Raw genomic sequence first — 12,458 nt, 5'->3', positions numbered from 1 at the left:
TGCGAATCTGGAGCGGGAGACCTGTGGGCCTACTGGACAACTTCGAGAAAGGTCTCGAGCGAGCCGTCAACGGCGCGTTTGCGAAGACCTTTCGCTCGGGGCTGCAACCCGTCGAGATCACCTCTGCCCTGAAGCGGGAGATCGACACGAAGGCTGCAGTCGTCTCTCGCGACCGCGTGCTCGTGCCGAACAGTTTCATCGTGCGCATGTCGCCCGACGACTATGCCCGCATGACCGGCCTCGGTCCGGCGCTCATCGACGAGCTCGTCGACCTCGTGCAGAAGCACGCGGCGAGCCAGCGCTTCCAGTTCGCGGGCGGCATCACGCTCTCGCTGCAGGCCGACGAGGGTCTCGCCGTCGGCATGGTGCAGGTCGACTCCCAGAATGTGAAGGGCCAGGTCGCCTGGACCCCGGTGCTCGACGTCAACGGCAAGCGCTACCCGATCATGAAGGGCCGCACGGTCATCGGCCGCGGCAGCGAGGCCGACGTCACCCTCGACGACTCCGGCGCTTCGCGTCGGCACGCCGAGGTGCAGTGGGACGGCAGCCGCGCGCGCGTGCGCGACCTCGGCTCCACGAACGGCACCCAGCTCAACGGCGCCCCCGTGAAAGACGCCATCCTCGAACCCGACTCGGTCATCGGCATCGGCCGCTCCCGCATCACCTTCCGGGTGCTCGCGCAGGCCTCGGGCGGGAGCGCTCGCGATCGCACCGACCCTGCCACCGAACGCCGCGACATGGGTGGGTTCTGGGGGCCCGGCGAATGAGCGAACTGACCCTCCTCGTGCTCCAGCTCGGCTTCCTCGTGCTGCTCTGGGTGTTCATCTTCGCGATCGTCTACGCGCTGCGCAGCGACCTGTTCGGCCAGCGCGTCCGCAAGCTGCAGCCCGAGACGGCCGCGGCTGCACCGGCGGCGGCATCCGCCTTCCCGGCGGCGGCCCCCGCCGCTCCCGCAGCAGCGACCTCCCCCGTCGCCTTCCCGGCTGCGGCGACGGGCGGCGGCACGGGCGAGCTCGCCTCGAGCGAGAACGCGACACGACTCGTCATCACGAGCGGCGCGAAGAGCGGCTCCGAGTTCCCGCTCGGCCACGACGAGATCACGATCGGCCGCTCCAGCGACTCGGCGATCATCATCCGCGACGACTACACCTCGACCCACCACGCGCGCATCATGCAGTGGAACGGCCGGTGGATGCTGCAGGACCTCGATTCGACCAACGGCACCTTCCTCAACGGCTCCCGGGTGACCGTGCCCACCCCGATCCCGCTCGGAGCCGCCGTGAAGGTCGGAGCGACGACGTTCGAGCTGCGGCGGTAGCCGATGGCGACCATCAAGGCGAGCGCTGCGGTCTCGCACGTCGGGCGGATCCGCTCGAACAACCAGGACTCCGGTTACGCCGGACGCCGGCTGTTCGTGGTGGCCGACGGCATGGGCGGGCACGCCGGCGGTGACGTCGCGAGTGCGATCGCCACGCGGCGCATCGCCGAGGCCGACGTCGACTACGAGAGCACCACCGAGGCCGGGGCATCCCTCGAAGGCGCCCTGATCGCGGCCAACCGGCAGCTCGCCGCGACCGTGGCCGACCACTCGGAGCTCACCGGCATGGGAACGACGGTGAGCGCCGTGCTGCTCGTCGGCGACCGCGTCGTCATCTCGCACATCGGCGACTCCCGCATCTACCTGCTGCGGTCGGGCGAACTCAGCCAGATCTCCACCGACCACACCTTCGTGCAGCGCCTCGTCGACGCCGGCCGCATCACCGCCGAGGAGGCGATGGTGCACCCGAGGCGCTCGGTGCTCATGCGCGTGCTCGGCGATGTCGAGGCGTCGCCCGAGATCGACTCGATGGTGCTCGACACCCGCGACGGCGACCGCTGGATGCTCTGCTCCGACGGCTTGTCGGGCGTCGTCTCCTTCGACGAGATCCACGAGCTCATGTCGGCCGAGGCAGGAGCGAAGCAGGTCGCCGATCGTCTCGTGAAGGCGTCCCTCGACGGCGGTGCGCCCGACAACGTGACCGTCGTGATCCTCGACATCGGCGAACCGCCGGCGCCGGCCACCCCGCCGCTCATCGTCGGGTCGGCGGCGGCTCCGCCCGCATTCGGCCAGGCGGCCGAGCCGATGCGGCCACGCGGTATCCGGCTCACTCCGTTCCGTCCGCATCCGGTGCAGGAGACGCACTTCGAGCCCGACTCCGAGGACTTCTTCGACGAGATCATCGAGGAGGACGCACGACGCCGCCGGCGGCGCCGCTGGATGTGGGGCTTCTGGATCGTGCTGCTGATCGGCGCGATCGTCGCGGCCTTCGCCCTCGGGTACCAGTGGACGCAGACCCGCTACTACGTGGGCGAGTCGAACGGCAGGGTCGCGATCTACCAGGGCATCCAGCAGAACCTCGGGCCGATCTCGCTGCACGAGCTGCACACCGAGACCCAGATCGACGTCGCCGAGCTCCGCACCTACGACCAGCAGCGGGTCGAGCAGACGATCAGTGCGGGCTCCTTCTCCGAGGCGTATCGCATCGTGCAGCGTCTGGAGGATTCCGTTGAGTGACGCACAGGGCGCGGCGCGCACCGCCACGCCGCCAGAGGGCATCCGACGCATCCGGATGCCGCAGAAGCTGCGGAACCTCGAGTTCTGGCTGCTGCTCGTGGCGTGCCTCATCAACGCCTCGGCGATCGTGCTCGTGCAACTCGGGGCGCTCGGCCACGTCGACACGCAGCTCGTGCTGCTCGGCGCAGGGCTGTCGCTGCTCGTGTTCGGACTGCACATCGCGATGCGCTTCGTGGCCCGTGACGCCGACCCGTTCCTGCTGCCCATCGCGACCGTGCTGAACGGCCTCGGCATCGCGATGATCTACCGCATCGACATCGCGTACGGCGACGCCGGTTGGGAGAGCGCCGCGGTGCGCCAGATCGCGTGGAGCGCGATCGCGATCATCTGCGCGATCGCGACGATCCTCGTCATCCGAAACCATCGCGTGCTCTTCCGCTACACCTACCTCGCCGGGCTCGTCGCCATCGTGCTGCTCATCCTGCCGCTCGTGCCGGGCATCGGGCAGGAGCGCGGCGGCGCGCAGGTGTGGATCGGCATCGGCGACATCGCGACCTTCCAGCCCGGTGAGATCGCGAAGATCGCACTGGCCGTCTTCTTCGCCGGCTACCTCGTGCGCAACCGCGACTCGCTGTCGATGGTCGGCACGAAGTTCCTCGGCATGCAGTTCCCGCGTGCGCGCGACCTCGGCCCGCTCCTCATCGTGTGGGCCCTGTCGATGGCCGTCATCGTCTTCCAGCGCGACCTCGGCACCGCGCTCCTCTACTTCGGGCTCTTCCTCGTGATGCTCTACGTCGCGACGAGCCGGCTCTCGTGGGTCGTGCTCGGGCTGAGCCTCTTCATCGGCGGCGCGATCATCGCGAGCCAGACGCTCGACTACGTCGGCAATCGCTTCGCGAACTGGCTCGACCCGTTCAGCGCCGATCGCTTCGATGCCGAGATCGGCGGCAGCTACCAGCTCGTGCAAGGGCTCTTCGGCCTCGCGAACGGCGGCCTCATCGGCACCGGCTGGGGCCAGGGCCGGCCAGACCTCACCCCGGTGCCGCAGAGCGACTACATCATCGCGAGCCTCGGCGAGGAGCTGGGTCTCGCCGGCGTCTTCGCGATCCTCGCGCTCTACCTGCTCTTCGTGGCCCGCGGCTTCCGCATCGGTTTCGCGGGTCAGGACGACTTCGGCAAGCTGCTCGGCGTGGGTCTCGCGTTCGTCGTGGCGCTGCAGGTCTTCATCGTCGTCGGCGGCGTCACCCGGGTCATCCCGCTGACCGGCCTCACGACCCCGTTCCTCGCGGCGGGTGGTTCGTCGCTCGTGGCCAACTGGATCATCGTCGCGCTGCTGCTGCGGCTGTCCGACACGGTCCGCAACCATCCGAGGCTGGTGATCGACGGATGAACCGCGAACTCAAGCGCGTCTCCATCGTCGCGTTCCTCATGTTCCTGACGCTGCTCGTCTCGTCGACGGTCATCCAGTACGTTCAGGCCGAGAACCTGGCGGCCGACCCCCGCAACTCGCGCACCCTCTACGAGAGCTACTCGATCGAGCGCGGCCCGATCCTCGTCGGCGGGGAACCGATCGCCTACTCGCAGCCCTCCGACGACGACTACAAGTTCCAGCGGGTCTACTCGAACGGCCCCCTGTACGCACCGGTCACCGGATACCTCCCGGTCAACGGCGAAGCCACCGGCCTCGAGCGATCGCTCAACCAGTACCTGAGCGGGCAGGCCTCGAGCCAGTTCTTCGACTCGCTCAACCGCCTGATCTCCGGGCAGGACCCGATGGGCGCGTCCGTCGAGGTCGCGATCGACCCTGTCGCGCAGCAGGCCGCGTGGGACGCCCTCGGCGACTACACGGGTGCGGTCATCGTCACCGAGCCGTCGACCGGGCGCATCCTCGCCATGGTCACGAAGCCCACGTTCGACCCGAACGCCCTCGCGGGGCACGACACTGAAGCGGTCACCGCGACGTACGACGGGCTCCTGGCCGACCCGGCGGACCCGCTCTTCAACCGTGCCACGGGCGGCGACATGAACCCGCCCGGCTCGGTGTTCAAGCTCGTCGTCACGGCGGCCGCCCTCGAATCGGGCAACTACACGCCAGAGAGCCAGCTGCCGAATCCCGCCACGTTCACCCTTCCCGGCACCGATTCCGTCGTGCGCAACACCGAGGGCGGCAATTGCGGCGGCGGCGAGACCGTCAGCCTCGCGACCGCACTGCGACTCTCCTGCAACATCCCGTTCGCCGAACTCGGCATCGAGCTCGGCGACGCGGCGATCCGCGAGCAGGCGGAGAAGTTCGGGTTCAACAACGAGTTCCTGATCCCGACGATCACGGAGCCGAGCGTGTACCCGCGGGTGCTCGACGACGCCCAGACGGCGCTGTCGGCGTTCGGCCAGTACGAGGTGCGCGCCACGCCGATGCAGATGGCGATGGTGTCGGCCGCGATCGCCAACGGCGGCATTGTGATGAACCCGAATCTGGTCGATCAGATCACGGCACCCGACTTCACTCCGCTCCAGGAGTTCGAGGCCAAGGAGTTCGGCCGGGCGATCAGCGAGGAGACGGCGAACACGATGGTGCAGATGATGGTCAACGGCGTCGAGAACGGGGCCGCGAGTAATGCAAGAATAGACGGCGTCAGCGTGGCCGGTAAAACGGGTACAGCGGAGAACGGCGAGAGTGACCCCTACACTCTCTGGTTCACCGGTTTTGCCCCCGCCGACAATCCTCAGTACGCAATCACGGTACTCGTTGAGGATGGCGGGGGACTTGGTCAGGAGGGGTACGGCAATCTCATCGCCGCACCCGTCGCAAAGCAGGTACTAGAGGCGGTGCTGAACAAATGAGACCGAGCGCAGGGCTCACCTTCGGAGGGCGCTACGAACTGCAATCCCGCATCGCGATCGGCGGGATGGGCGAGGTGTGGCAGGCCACTGACCTCGTCATCGGTCGCCAGGTCGCGATCAAGATCCTGAAAGACGAGTACCTGGGCGACCCGGGCTTCCTCGAGCGCTTCCGCGCCGAGGCCCGCCACGCCGCACTCGTCAATCACGAGGGCATCGCCAACGTGTTCGACTACGGCGAGGAGGACGGCAGCGCCTACCTCGTCATGGAGCTCGTGCCCGGCGAGGCGTTGTCGACGATCCTCGAGCGCGAGCACGTGCTCTCCACCGACAAGGTGCTCGACATCGTCGCGCAGACCGCTGCCGCACTCCAGGCCGCGCACGCCGCGGGCCTCGTGCACCGCGACATCAAGCCCGGCAACCTGCTGATCACGCCCGACGGCCGCGTCAAGATCACCGACTTCGGCATCGCACGCATCGCCGACCAGGTGCCGCTGACGGCCACGGGCCAGGTCATGGGCACGGTCCAGTACCTCTCGCCCGAGCAGGCGTCGGGGCACCCGGCCTCGCCGACCACCGACATCTACTCGCTCGGCATCGTCGCCTACGAGGCCCTCGCCGGCCGCCGCCCGTTCACGGGCGAGTCGCAGGTCGCGATCGCGATGGCGCAGATCAACGAGACGCCGCCCGACCTGCCGGTCACGGTCTCCGAGCCGGTGCGCAACCTGGTCTACGGATGCATCGCGAAGAACCCGGCCGATCGGCCGCAGTCCGCCGCGCACCTCGCCCGCGCGGCCACGGCCCTCCGCCGCGGCGACGTGCAGGCGGCTGCCGCTGCGGTGCCGGCCGTGCTCGGCGCTGCCGGCGCGACGGCCGCGACGATGCTCATGCCGGCTGCCGGCGCCACCGCCGCGACGACGGTGCTGCCGTCGGCCGCGGGCGCGCCGCTCGACGGCGAGGAGCCCGTCGAGGAGAAGAAGAAGCGCAGCCCCTGGACGTGGCCGCTCATCGTGCTGATCGCCCTGCTCGCGATCGTGCTCATCGGCACGATCATCGCGCTCGCGATCAACGGCGGCGGCAAGGATTCTCCCTCGACCCCGCCGCCGCCTCCCTCGTCGACGACGAGCTCTCCGTCCGCGACACCCACGCCGAAACCGAGCGCGCCGACGACCGCCCAGGTCCTCCGCGAGGACTACCTCGGCCTCACGACCGACGAGGCTCGCGCGAAGCTCGAGGGGCTCGGCATGGTGGTCAACGCGGTCGAGGGGAACCCGGCCACGACGCCCGACGAAGCCGGCCGCGTCTACGACGTGAACCCGACGGGCAACATGAACATCGGCTCCGAGGTGACGATCACGTACTACGCGAACCCCGCGGCCCCGAGTGCGCCGAGCTCGGCGCCGACCGTCACCCCCGACGAGGTCGAGTCCGGCGGACTCGTGAAGGTCTCGTGGCCGGCCCAGTCCTGCCCGGCCGGCCAGACGCTGAGCGGCTACGAAGTCGCCGTCACCGGCGATGCGACGCCGCCGAGTCCCGTGGGTGCGACGACGACGAGCGTCAACGTCCAGGCGGGCACGCAGCCGTTCGATGTCACGTTCCGCTACTTCTGCGGGCAGATCGATTCGCCCTATTCACCGGCGGCCTCGGTTACGATCGCTCCGTAGCAGCGGGCGCGAGAACGACCACGCTGATCGGAACGGAAGGAAGAGGACTGCACGGTGAACGATGAAGGACGAGTGCTCGCGGGTCGATACCGCGTCGGCGCCCTCATCGGGCGCGGTGGCATGTCCGATGTGCACGTCGGATCCGATACCCGGCTCGGGCGTCAGGTCGCGATCAAGCTGCTGAAGCCGCAGCTCGCGACCGACCCTGCCTTCCGCATGCGGTTCCGCCAGGAGGCCCAGTCGGCTGCGCGCATGGCGCACCCGACGATCGTGCGCGTCTTCGACGCGGGCGAAGAGACCGTCATCGACGCGTCGGGCCAGGAGGTGCAGCTGCCCTTCATCGTGATGGAGTTCGTCGAGGGCCGCCTCCTGAAGGACATCATCCACGACGGTCCGCTCGAGGCCTCCGCCGCGGTGCGCGTCATCGACGGCGTGCTCACGGCACTCGAGTACTCGCATCGCGCCGGCGTCGTGCACCGCGACATCAAGCCCGGCAACATCATGATCACCACCAGCGGCCAGGTGAAGGTCATGGACTTCGGCATCGCGCGCGCCGTCTCCGACTCGTCGACCACGGTGGCGCAGACCACCGCGATCCTCGGAACCGCATCCTATTTCTCGCCCGAGCAGGCCAAGGGCGAGGTCGTCGACGCACGCAGCGACCTGTACTCCACCGGCGTCGTGCTCTTCGAGATGCTCACCGGTCGCCCGCCGTTCCGCGGCGACACCCCGGTCGCAGTCGCGTACCAGCACGTCAGCGAGCGGCCGGTCAAGCCGAGCGTCATCAACCCGAAGATCTCCCCTGCACTCGACTCCGTCGTGCTGCACGCCCTCGCGAAGAGCCGCGACGAGCGCTACCAGACGGCTGCCGAGTTCCGGGCCGACGTCGACACCGCGGCATCCGGTGTCGTTCCGGTACATCGCGAACCCGACCAGGCCACCATGCTCTTCGGTGCGCCCACCGCCTCGCTCTCGAGCTCGGAGCTGGCGCTGCGCCAGCTCGCCGAAGACGAGACGATGACGAGAACCCAGCGCCGCCCGCCGGCGATCTGGATCTGGTCGGGGATCATCGGCGTCATCGTGATCGTCATCGCCGTCATGTACTGGGCATTCAACCTCCAGCCCACGTCCGAGCTGCCCTCGAATGTCAAGGAGATCCCCGTCCTCACCGGCAGCACCTACGAGGAGGCCGTCGAGCAGCTGCAAGAGCTCGGGCTGCCGGCGACCCCTGTCGAGCAACCCGATGACACGGTGCCGTCTGGCCAGGTGATCGGCACGGACCCTCCCGCCCACGAGAAGGTCGACAGCGGCACGGCGGTCACCGTCTACGTCTCGACCGGGAAGCAGGCGGTGGCGGTCCCCGATCTGCGGAACAAGACGCTCGAGCAGGCGAAGGCCGACCTCACCGCGATCGGACTGGTACCCGGAGCCGAGACACGGGAATCGTCACCGACGGTCCCCGCCGACACCGTGCTCGGCACGACTCCCGAATCCGGGGCATCCGCCCCGGTGGGCTCCACGGTCGACTTCCGCGTCTCCAGCGGCATGGTGACCCTCACCGACGTCACCGGGCAGACCCTCGCTGCAGCGACCTCCTTCCTCGCGGCCGAGAACCTGCAGCTCACTGCCGTTCCCAAGCCCGACGGCTCGTGCAAGGCCGCACCGGGATCACCGGTCACGCAGCAATCGCTCGCGCCCGGAGACGTGCCCCAGCACTCCAAGGTCGAGCTCACCTATTGCGCAGGCTGACGCAGCGGGTTCCGCCGGTCACTCGGCGGACTCGCCGCGAACGCCGGTTCAGGCCGCGGTCGTCGCCGTCGCGCGCACGAGCGGGCTGAGACCGACCGACCGTTCGCGAGCCTCGGGGAGCCCCGCGACCGCGAGCCAGTTGCCGAGCATGCGGTAGCCCCCCTCGGTCAGCACCGACTCGGGGTGGAACTGCACGCCGAAGATCGGGGCGCTCTCGTGACGCAGGCCCATGATCACGCCGCCCTGGGTTCGACTCGTCACGACGAGCTCGGCGGGAACCGTGTCGTCGACGACGGCGAGGGAGTGGTACCGAGTCGCGGTGAACGGCTGCGGCACACCGTCGTAGAAGTCGCTGCCATCGTGGGTGATGCGCGAGGTCTTGCCGTGCATGAGCTCTTCGGCATTGGTCACGACCGCGCCGAAGGCCTCGGCGATCGCCTGGTGACCGAGGCAGACGCCGAGGATCGGCTGGCCCGATACGAGGGCGGCTTCGACGACCGGGATCGAGACGCCGGCGTCCGACGGCTTGCCGGGCCCGGGTGAGATGAGCACGGCGTCGTACGCGGCGATGCGCGAGGGCACGTCGGCGACGTCGAACGAGTCGTTGCGAACGACCTCGGTCTCAGCCCCGAGCTCCTGCAGGTAGCCGTTCAGCGTGTAGACGAAGCTGTCGTAGTTGTCGATGACGAGGACGCGGGTCATTCATTCCACCGTGACGTTGATCGGATTCAGGATGCCGTCGACCCACGGGAACACCCACGTGAAGAGGGCGAACACGACGGCCGCGACGAGCAGCAGCACCAGGATGATGCGCAGCCACACAGGCCCGGGAAGAACCCGCCAGAGTGCACCGTACATGCTTCAGCTCCCCCAGGTCGCCACGACGGGCGCGATCTCGGCCGGAGCCCCGGCAGCGCTCGGCTGCCACGACTCGAGCACGCCGTAGGCGATGATGCGCTCCGCCGTCGACAGCAACGGGTTGCAGCTCGTGAGCGTGACGATCCGGTCGGTCGGCGCGAGGTCGGGGCGGTGCGGCACCGGAGCGAGCACTGCGCTGGTCTCGGGCGTCACGTATTCGAAGTCGCGGAACCGGTAGGTGTACCAGCCGTCTTTCGTCTGGATGTAGATCGCGTCGCCGAGCTGCAGCTGCTCGATCTCGTGCATGCCGCCGCCGTACGCGCTCCGGTGCGCGGCGATCGCGAAGTTGCCGACCTCTCCCGGCTTCTGCGTCTGCGGGTAGTGCCCGACGCCGAGGTCGAAGCTGTTGAGCACGTCGAGTCCGTAGCCCTCGGCGATGTTGCGCTGCGAGTCTTCACCGAACCGCGGCACGTACATCACCGCGAAGGCGTCTCCGTTGTCGTACTCCGTCGCATCGACGACCGGGGGGCCGTAGTCGGCCGGTGCGGGCGGCGGGGTCTCGCCCTGCGCCGCAAGGGCCTCCTGCTGCCACTCGCTGCTGCGTTCGGATGCCGCGGAGGACTGCTGCCCGGCCATGATCGCGTCGTTCCACCAGAGCTGCCAGCCGAGGAACAGCAGGATCAGGGCGCCGGCGGTGAGCAGCAGCTCGCCGAGCACGCCGACGACGCTCACACGGGGGCGTCGGCCGCCCGAGGAGCGGCGATCGCGCCGCGCTTCGGGCTGAGACTCGGACATGAGGGCGATTCTAGCCCGAGCGGCCGTGAACCGAATGTGTCTGCGGCCCCACCCTCGACTAGAATCACCCGCATGGCACGTACGAAATCATCGAAGCCCGCCCGCGCAGAACAGGCGAGCGGCGAAGAGGCTCCGAACCCGGTGTGGTTCAAGCCCGTCATGTTCGGCTTCATGCTCGTCGGGCTCGCCTGGATCATCGTGTTCTACGTGAGCCAGGGTGCGTTCCCCATCGCCGACCTCGGCTCGTGGAACATCCTGATCGGCTTCGGCATCGCCTTCATCGGCTTCCTCATGACCACCCGCTGGCGTTAGCCGGCGCTCCAACGCGCGGAAGAGGGGCGGATGCTGCGGCATCCGCCCCTCTTTTCACGTCTGTTTCCTGCCGCCGCCGATGCAGAGTTCTCCACAGGCTGTGGACAACCCGACGGGCCCGTGTCCCCCGTAATGACGACAATTACACGGGTGTAACTCTCCCCAGCTGTGGAGAGAGCTGTGGATAACTTCGAACGACGTCAGAGGATCGCGAAGAAGAGGTAGCGCAGGCTCAGCAGCACCAGCACGGCGCCCACGGCGACCAGGAGCCAGACCTGCAGGCGCTGCTGCGACCGCTTGCGCGTCTCGACGAGGATGAAGCCGATGAGTGCGCCGGTGACGAGGCCGCCGAGGTGCGCCTGCCACGCCACGTTGAAGCCGGGAATGAACCCGATGACCAGGTTGATGCCGAGCAGCACGAACAACTGCGTCGCCTGCCCGCCCATGCGGCGCTGGATCACGAGGAAGGCGCCCATCAGGCCGAAGATGGCACCGGATGCCCCGACCACGGGCACGTTCGGAGCGGCGAGCCAGAGCACGCCGACCGAGCCTCCGAACCCGGCCAGCAGGTAGAGCGCGAGGAAGCGCCACCGGCCGAGCAGGCCTTCGAGCAGTTGCCCGAAGATCCACAGGGTGTACATGTTCAGCAGCAGGTGGAGGATGCTCCCGTGCGCGAACACCGAGGTGATCATGCGCCAGGGCTCGAGTGCGCCCGGGTGCGAGTAGAAGCCCGCGTACCGGATGCCGCCGGTGACCCCGAGGCCCGGAATCAGCTGCAGCAGGTACACCGCGACGGAGATTCCGATGAGGGTATACGTCACGACGGGCGCGCCGCGGCCGGCGGCCGAGCGCATGCGCGTCAGCACAGCCGGCTTCGTGCGCGGAGCGCTGGCGCGCTGCTCTCGCATGCACTCCGGGCAGATCACGCCGACCGCGGCCTGGGTCTGACACTCGGGGCAGATCGTGCGCCCGCACCGTTGGCACAGGATGTAGCTCTGCCGATCGGGATGCCGATAGCAGAAGTTCGCCCGATCAGGCCCCGAGTCGCTCACCTGCGGGTCAGAGCTGCTCGACGGAGATGCTCTCGATGACGATGTCCTCGAGCGGCTTGTCGCGACCGTCGGTCGCCACGGCGGCGAGCTTGTCGACGACGGCCTGGCTCGCCGCGTCGGTCACCTTGCCGAAGATGGAGTGCTTGCCCTGCAGCCACGTGGTGGGGCCGACCGTGATGAAGAACTGCGAGCCGTTGGTGCCGCGACCCATCTGGATGCCGGCGTTGGCCATCGCGAGCACGTACGGCTCGGTGAAGTCGAGCTCGGAGTTGATCTCGTCGTCGAACTGGTAGCCGGGTCCGCCGACGCCCTGACCGAGCGGGTCGCCGCCCTGGATCATGAATCCGGGGATGATGCGGTGGAAGATGACGCCGTCGTAGAGGGGCGCGGTGGACTTCTCACCGGTGGCGGGGTGGGTCCACTCGATCTCGCCCGTGGCGAGGCCGACGAAGTTCTTGACCGTCTTCGGGGCGTGGTCGCCGTAGAGGTCGACCTTGATCGGTCCGTGGTTGGTGTTGAGCGTCGCGACTGCGGTGGGAATCGGCATCTTCATATTCTGTCACGGGCGGATTCGTCGAACGGCATGCCGTATTCGGACTCCCACCTCGCTTCCAGCTGTTTCGGTGGCAAGATGGA

13 protein-coding genes are annotated in these 12,458 nt (G+C 68.5%); 8 read left to right on the top strand and 5 right to left on the bottom strand.

Annotated features, from left to right (window positions below):
* The first annotated feature begins 23 nt into the window (after positions 1-23).
* Genes ASE14_RS12080 through pknB form a run of 7 tightly spaced genes read left to right on the top strand, consistent with a single transcriptional unit; the run spans position 24 to position 8,805 of the window.
* A complete protein-coding gene (locus ASE14_RS12080) occupies positions 24-767 on the top strand; it encodes a DUF3662 and FHA domain-containing protein (RefSeq protein ID WP_056654788.1) in 744 nt (247 codons plus the stop codon).
* Positions 764-1,318 (top strand): FHA domain-containing protein, encoded by a 555-nt coding sequence (locus ASE14_RS12075; RefSeq protein WP_056654787.1) that lies wholly within the window; start codon positions 764-766, stop codon positions 1,316-1,318. Before ASE14_RS12080 ends, ASE14_RS12075 begins: the two co-directional genes overlap by 4 nt.
* Before the next feature lie 3 nt (positions 1,319-1,321).
* Positions 1,322-2,554, top strand: a complete 1,233-nt coding sequence (locus tag ASE14_RS12070) for a PP2C family serine/threonine-protein phosphatase (RefSeq protein ID WP_056654786.1) — start codon at positions 1,322-1,324, stop codon at positions 2,552-2,554.
* 55 nt (positions 2,555-2,609) lie between these two features.
* A complete protein-coding gene (locus ASE14_RS12065; protein WP_082600616.1) occupies positions 2,610-3,944 on the top strand; it encodes an FtsW/RodA/SpoVE family cell cycle protein in 1,335 nt (444 codons plus the stop codon).
* Positions 3,941-5,395, top strand: coding sequence for a penicillin-binding protein 2 (locus ASE14_RS12060; protein WP_056654784.1), 1,455 nt, complete (start codon positions 3,941-3,943; stop codon positions 5,393-5,395). The genes ASE14_RS12065 and ASE14_RS12060 overlap by 4 nt, the downstream gene beginning before the upstream one ends.
* Complete coding sequence (locus tag ASE14_RS12055; RefSeq protein ID WP_056654783.1) at positions 5,392-7,056, top strand: protein kinase; 1,665 nt, start codon at positions 5,392-5,394, stop codon at positions 7,054-7,056. Before ASE14_RS12060 ends, ASE14_RS12055 begins: the two co-directional genes overlap by 4 nt.
* Before the next feature lie 54 nt (positions 7,057-7,110).
* Positions 7,111-8,805 carry a Stk1 family PASTA domain-containing Ser/Thr kinase gene (gene pknB / locus ASE14_RS12050; RefSeq protein WP_082600614.1) on the top strand — a complete coding sequence of 565 codons (1,695 nt, stop codon included), beginning with the start codon at positions 7,111-7,113 and terminating at the stop codon, positions 8,803-8,805.
* A 48-nt stretch (positions 8,806-8,853) separates the two neighbouring features.
* Here the strand turns inward: pknB and ASE14_RS12045 are convergent, their stop codons facing one another.
* From ASE14_RS12045 to ASE14_RS12040, 3 genes are read right to left on the bottom strand one after another with little or no spacing between them, the layout of a single operon-like run.
* Complete coding sequence (locus tag ASE14_RS12045; RefSeq protein WP_056654782.1) at positions 8,854-9,507, bottom strand: aminodeoxychorismate/anthranilate synthase component II; 654 nt, start codon at positions 9,505-9,507, stop codon at positions 8,854-8,856.
* Positions 9,508-9,663: a hypothetical protein gene (locus ASE14_RS21000; protein WP_200953315.1), complete on the bottom strand. Its 156-nt coding sequence runs from the start codon at positions 9,661-9,663 to the stop codon at positions 9,508-9,510.
* A gap of 3 nt (positions 9,664-9,666) precedes the next feature.
* Positions 9,667-10,458, bottom strand: a complete 792-nt coding sequence (locus ASE14_RS12040) for a class E sortase (protein WP_056654781.1) — start codon at positions 10,456-10,458, stop codon at positions 9,667-9,669.
* Positions 10,459-10,530: 72 nt separating this feature from the next.
* Between ASE14_RS12040 and ASE14_RS12035 the strand changes: the two genes are divergently transcribed.
* Positions 10,531-10,770: a cell division protein CrgA gene (locus ASE14_RS12035; protein ID WP_056654780.1), complete on the top strand. Its 240-nt coding sequence runs from the start codon at positions 10,531-10,533 to the stop codon at positions 10,768-10,770.
* 200 nt (positions 10,771-10,970) lie between these two features.
* Here ASE14_RS12035 and ASE14_RS12030 read toward each other — a convergent pair whose 3' ends face one another.
* Both ASE14_RS12030 and ASE14_RS12025 read right to left on the bottom strand, forming a co-directional pair.
* Positions 10,971-11,636 carry a rhomboid family intramembrane serine protease gene (locus ASE14_RS12030; RefSeq protein ID WP_369816485.1) on the bottom strand — a complete coding sequence of 222 codons (666 nt, stop codon included), beginning with the start codon at positions 11,634-11,636 and terminating at the stop codon, positions 10,971-10,973.
* Between the two features lie 193 nt (positions 11,637-11,829).
* On the bottom strand, positions 11,830-12,369 hold the full coding sequence (locus tag ASE14_RS12025) for a peptidylprolyl isomerase (RefSeq protein ID WP_056656306.1): 540 nt from the start codon (positions 12,367-12,369) through the stop codon (positions 11,830-11,832).
* Positions 12,370-12,458: the final 89 nt, after the last annotated feature.

The organism is Agromyces sp. Root81 (genome assembly GCF_001429165.1).
Classification (GTDB): Bacteria; Actinomycetota; Actinomycetes; order Actinomycetales; family Microbacteriaceae; genus Agromyces.
This window is presented reverse-complemented; position numbering and strand designations above follow the sequence as displayed.

Coding starts and splice junctions, on each gene's coding strand:
- ASE14_RS12075 (WP_056654787.1), top strand. CDS start 764: ATGAGCGAACTGACCCTCCTCGTGCTCCAGCTCGGCTTCCTCGTGCTG.
- ASE14_RS12035 (WP_056654780.1), top strand. CDS start 10,531: ATGGCACGTACGAAATCATCGAAGCCCGCCCGCGCAGAACAGGCGAGC.
- ASE14_RS12060 (WP_056654784.1), top strand. CDS start 3,941: ATGAACCGCGAACTCAAGCGCGTCTCCATCGTCGCGTTCCTCATGTTC.
- ASE14_RS12025 (WP_056656306.1), bottom strand. CDS start 12,369: ATGCCGATTCCCACCGCAGTCGCGACGCTCAACACCAACCACGGACCG.
- ASE14_RS21000 (WP_200953315.1), bottom strand. CDS start 9,663: ATGTACGGTGCACTCTGGCGGGTTCTTCCCGGGCCTGTGTGGCTGCGC.
- ASE14_RS12040 (WP_056654781.1), bottom strand. CDS start 10,458: ATGTCCGAGTCTCAGCCCGAAGCGCGGCGCGATCGCCGCTCCTCGGGC.
- ASE14_RS12065 (WP_082600616.1), top strand. CDS start 2,610: ATGCCGCAGAAGCTGCGGAACCTCGAGTTCTGGCTGCTGCTCGTGGCG.
- ASE14_RS12070 (WP_056654786.1), top strand. CDS start 1,322: ATGGCGACCATCAAGGCGAGCGCTGCGGTCTCGCACGTCGGGCGGATC.
- ASE14_RS12045 (WP_056654782.1), bottom strand. CDS start 9,507: ATGACCCGCGTCCTCGTCATCGACAACTACGACAGCTTCGTCTACACG.
- ASE14_RS12055 (WP_056654783.1), top strand. CDS start 5,392: ATGAGACCGAGCGCAGGGCTCACCTTCGGAGGGCGCTACGAACTGCAA.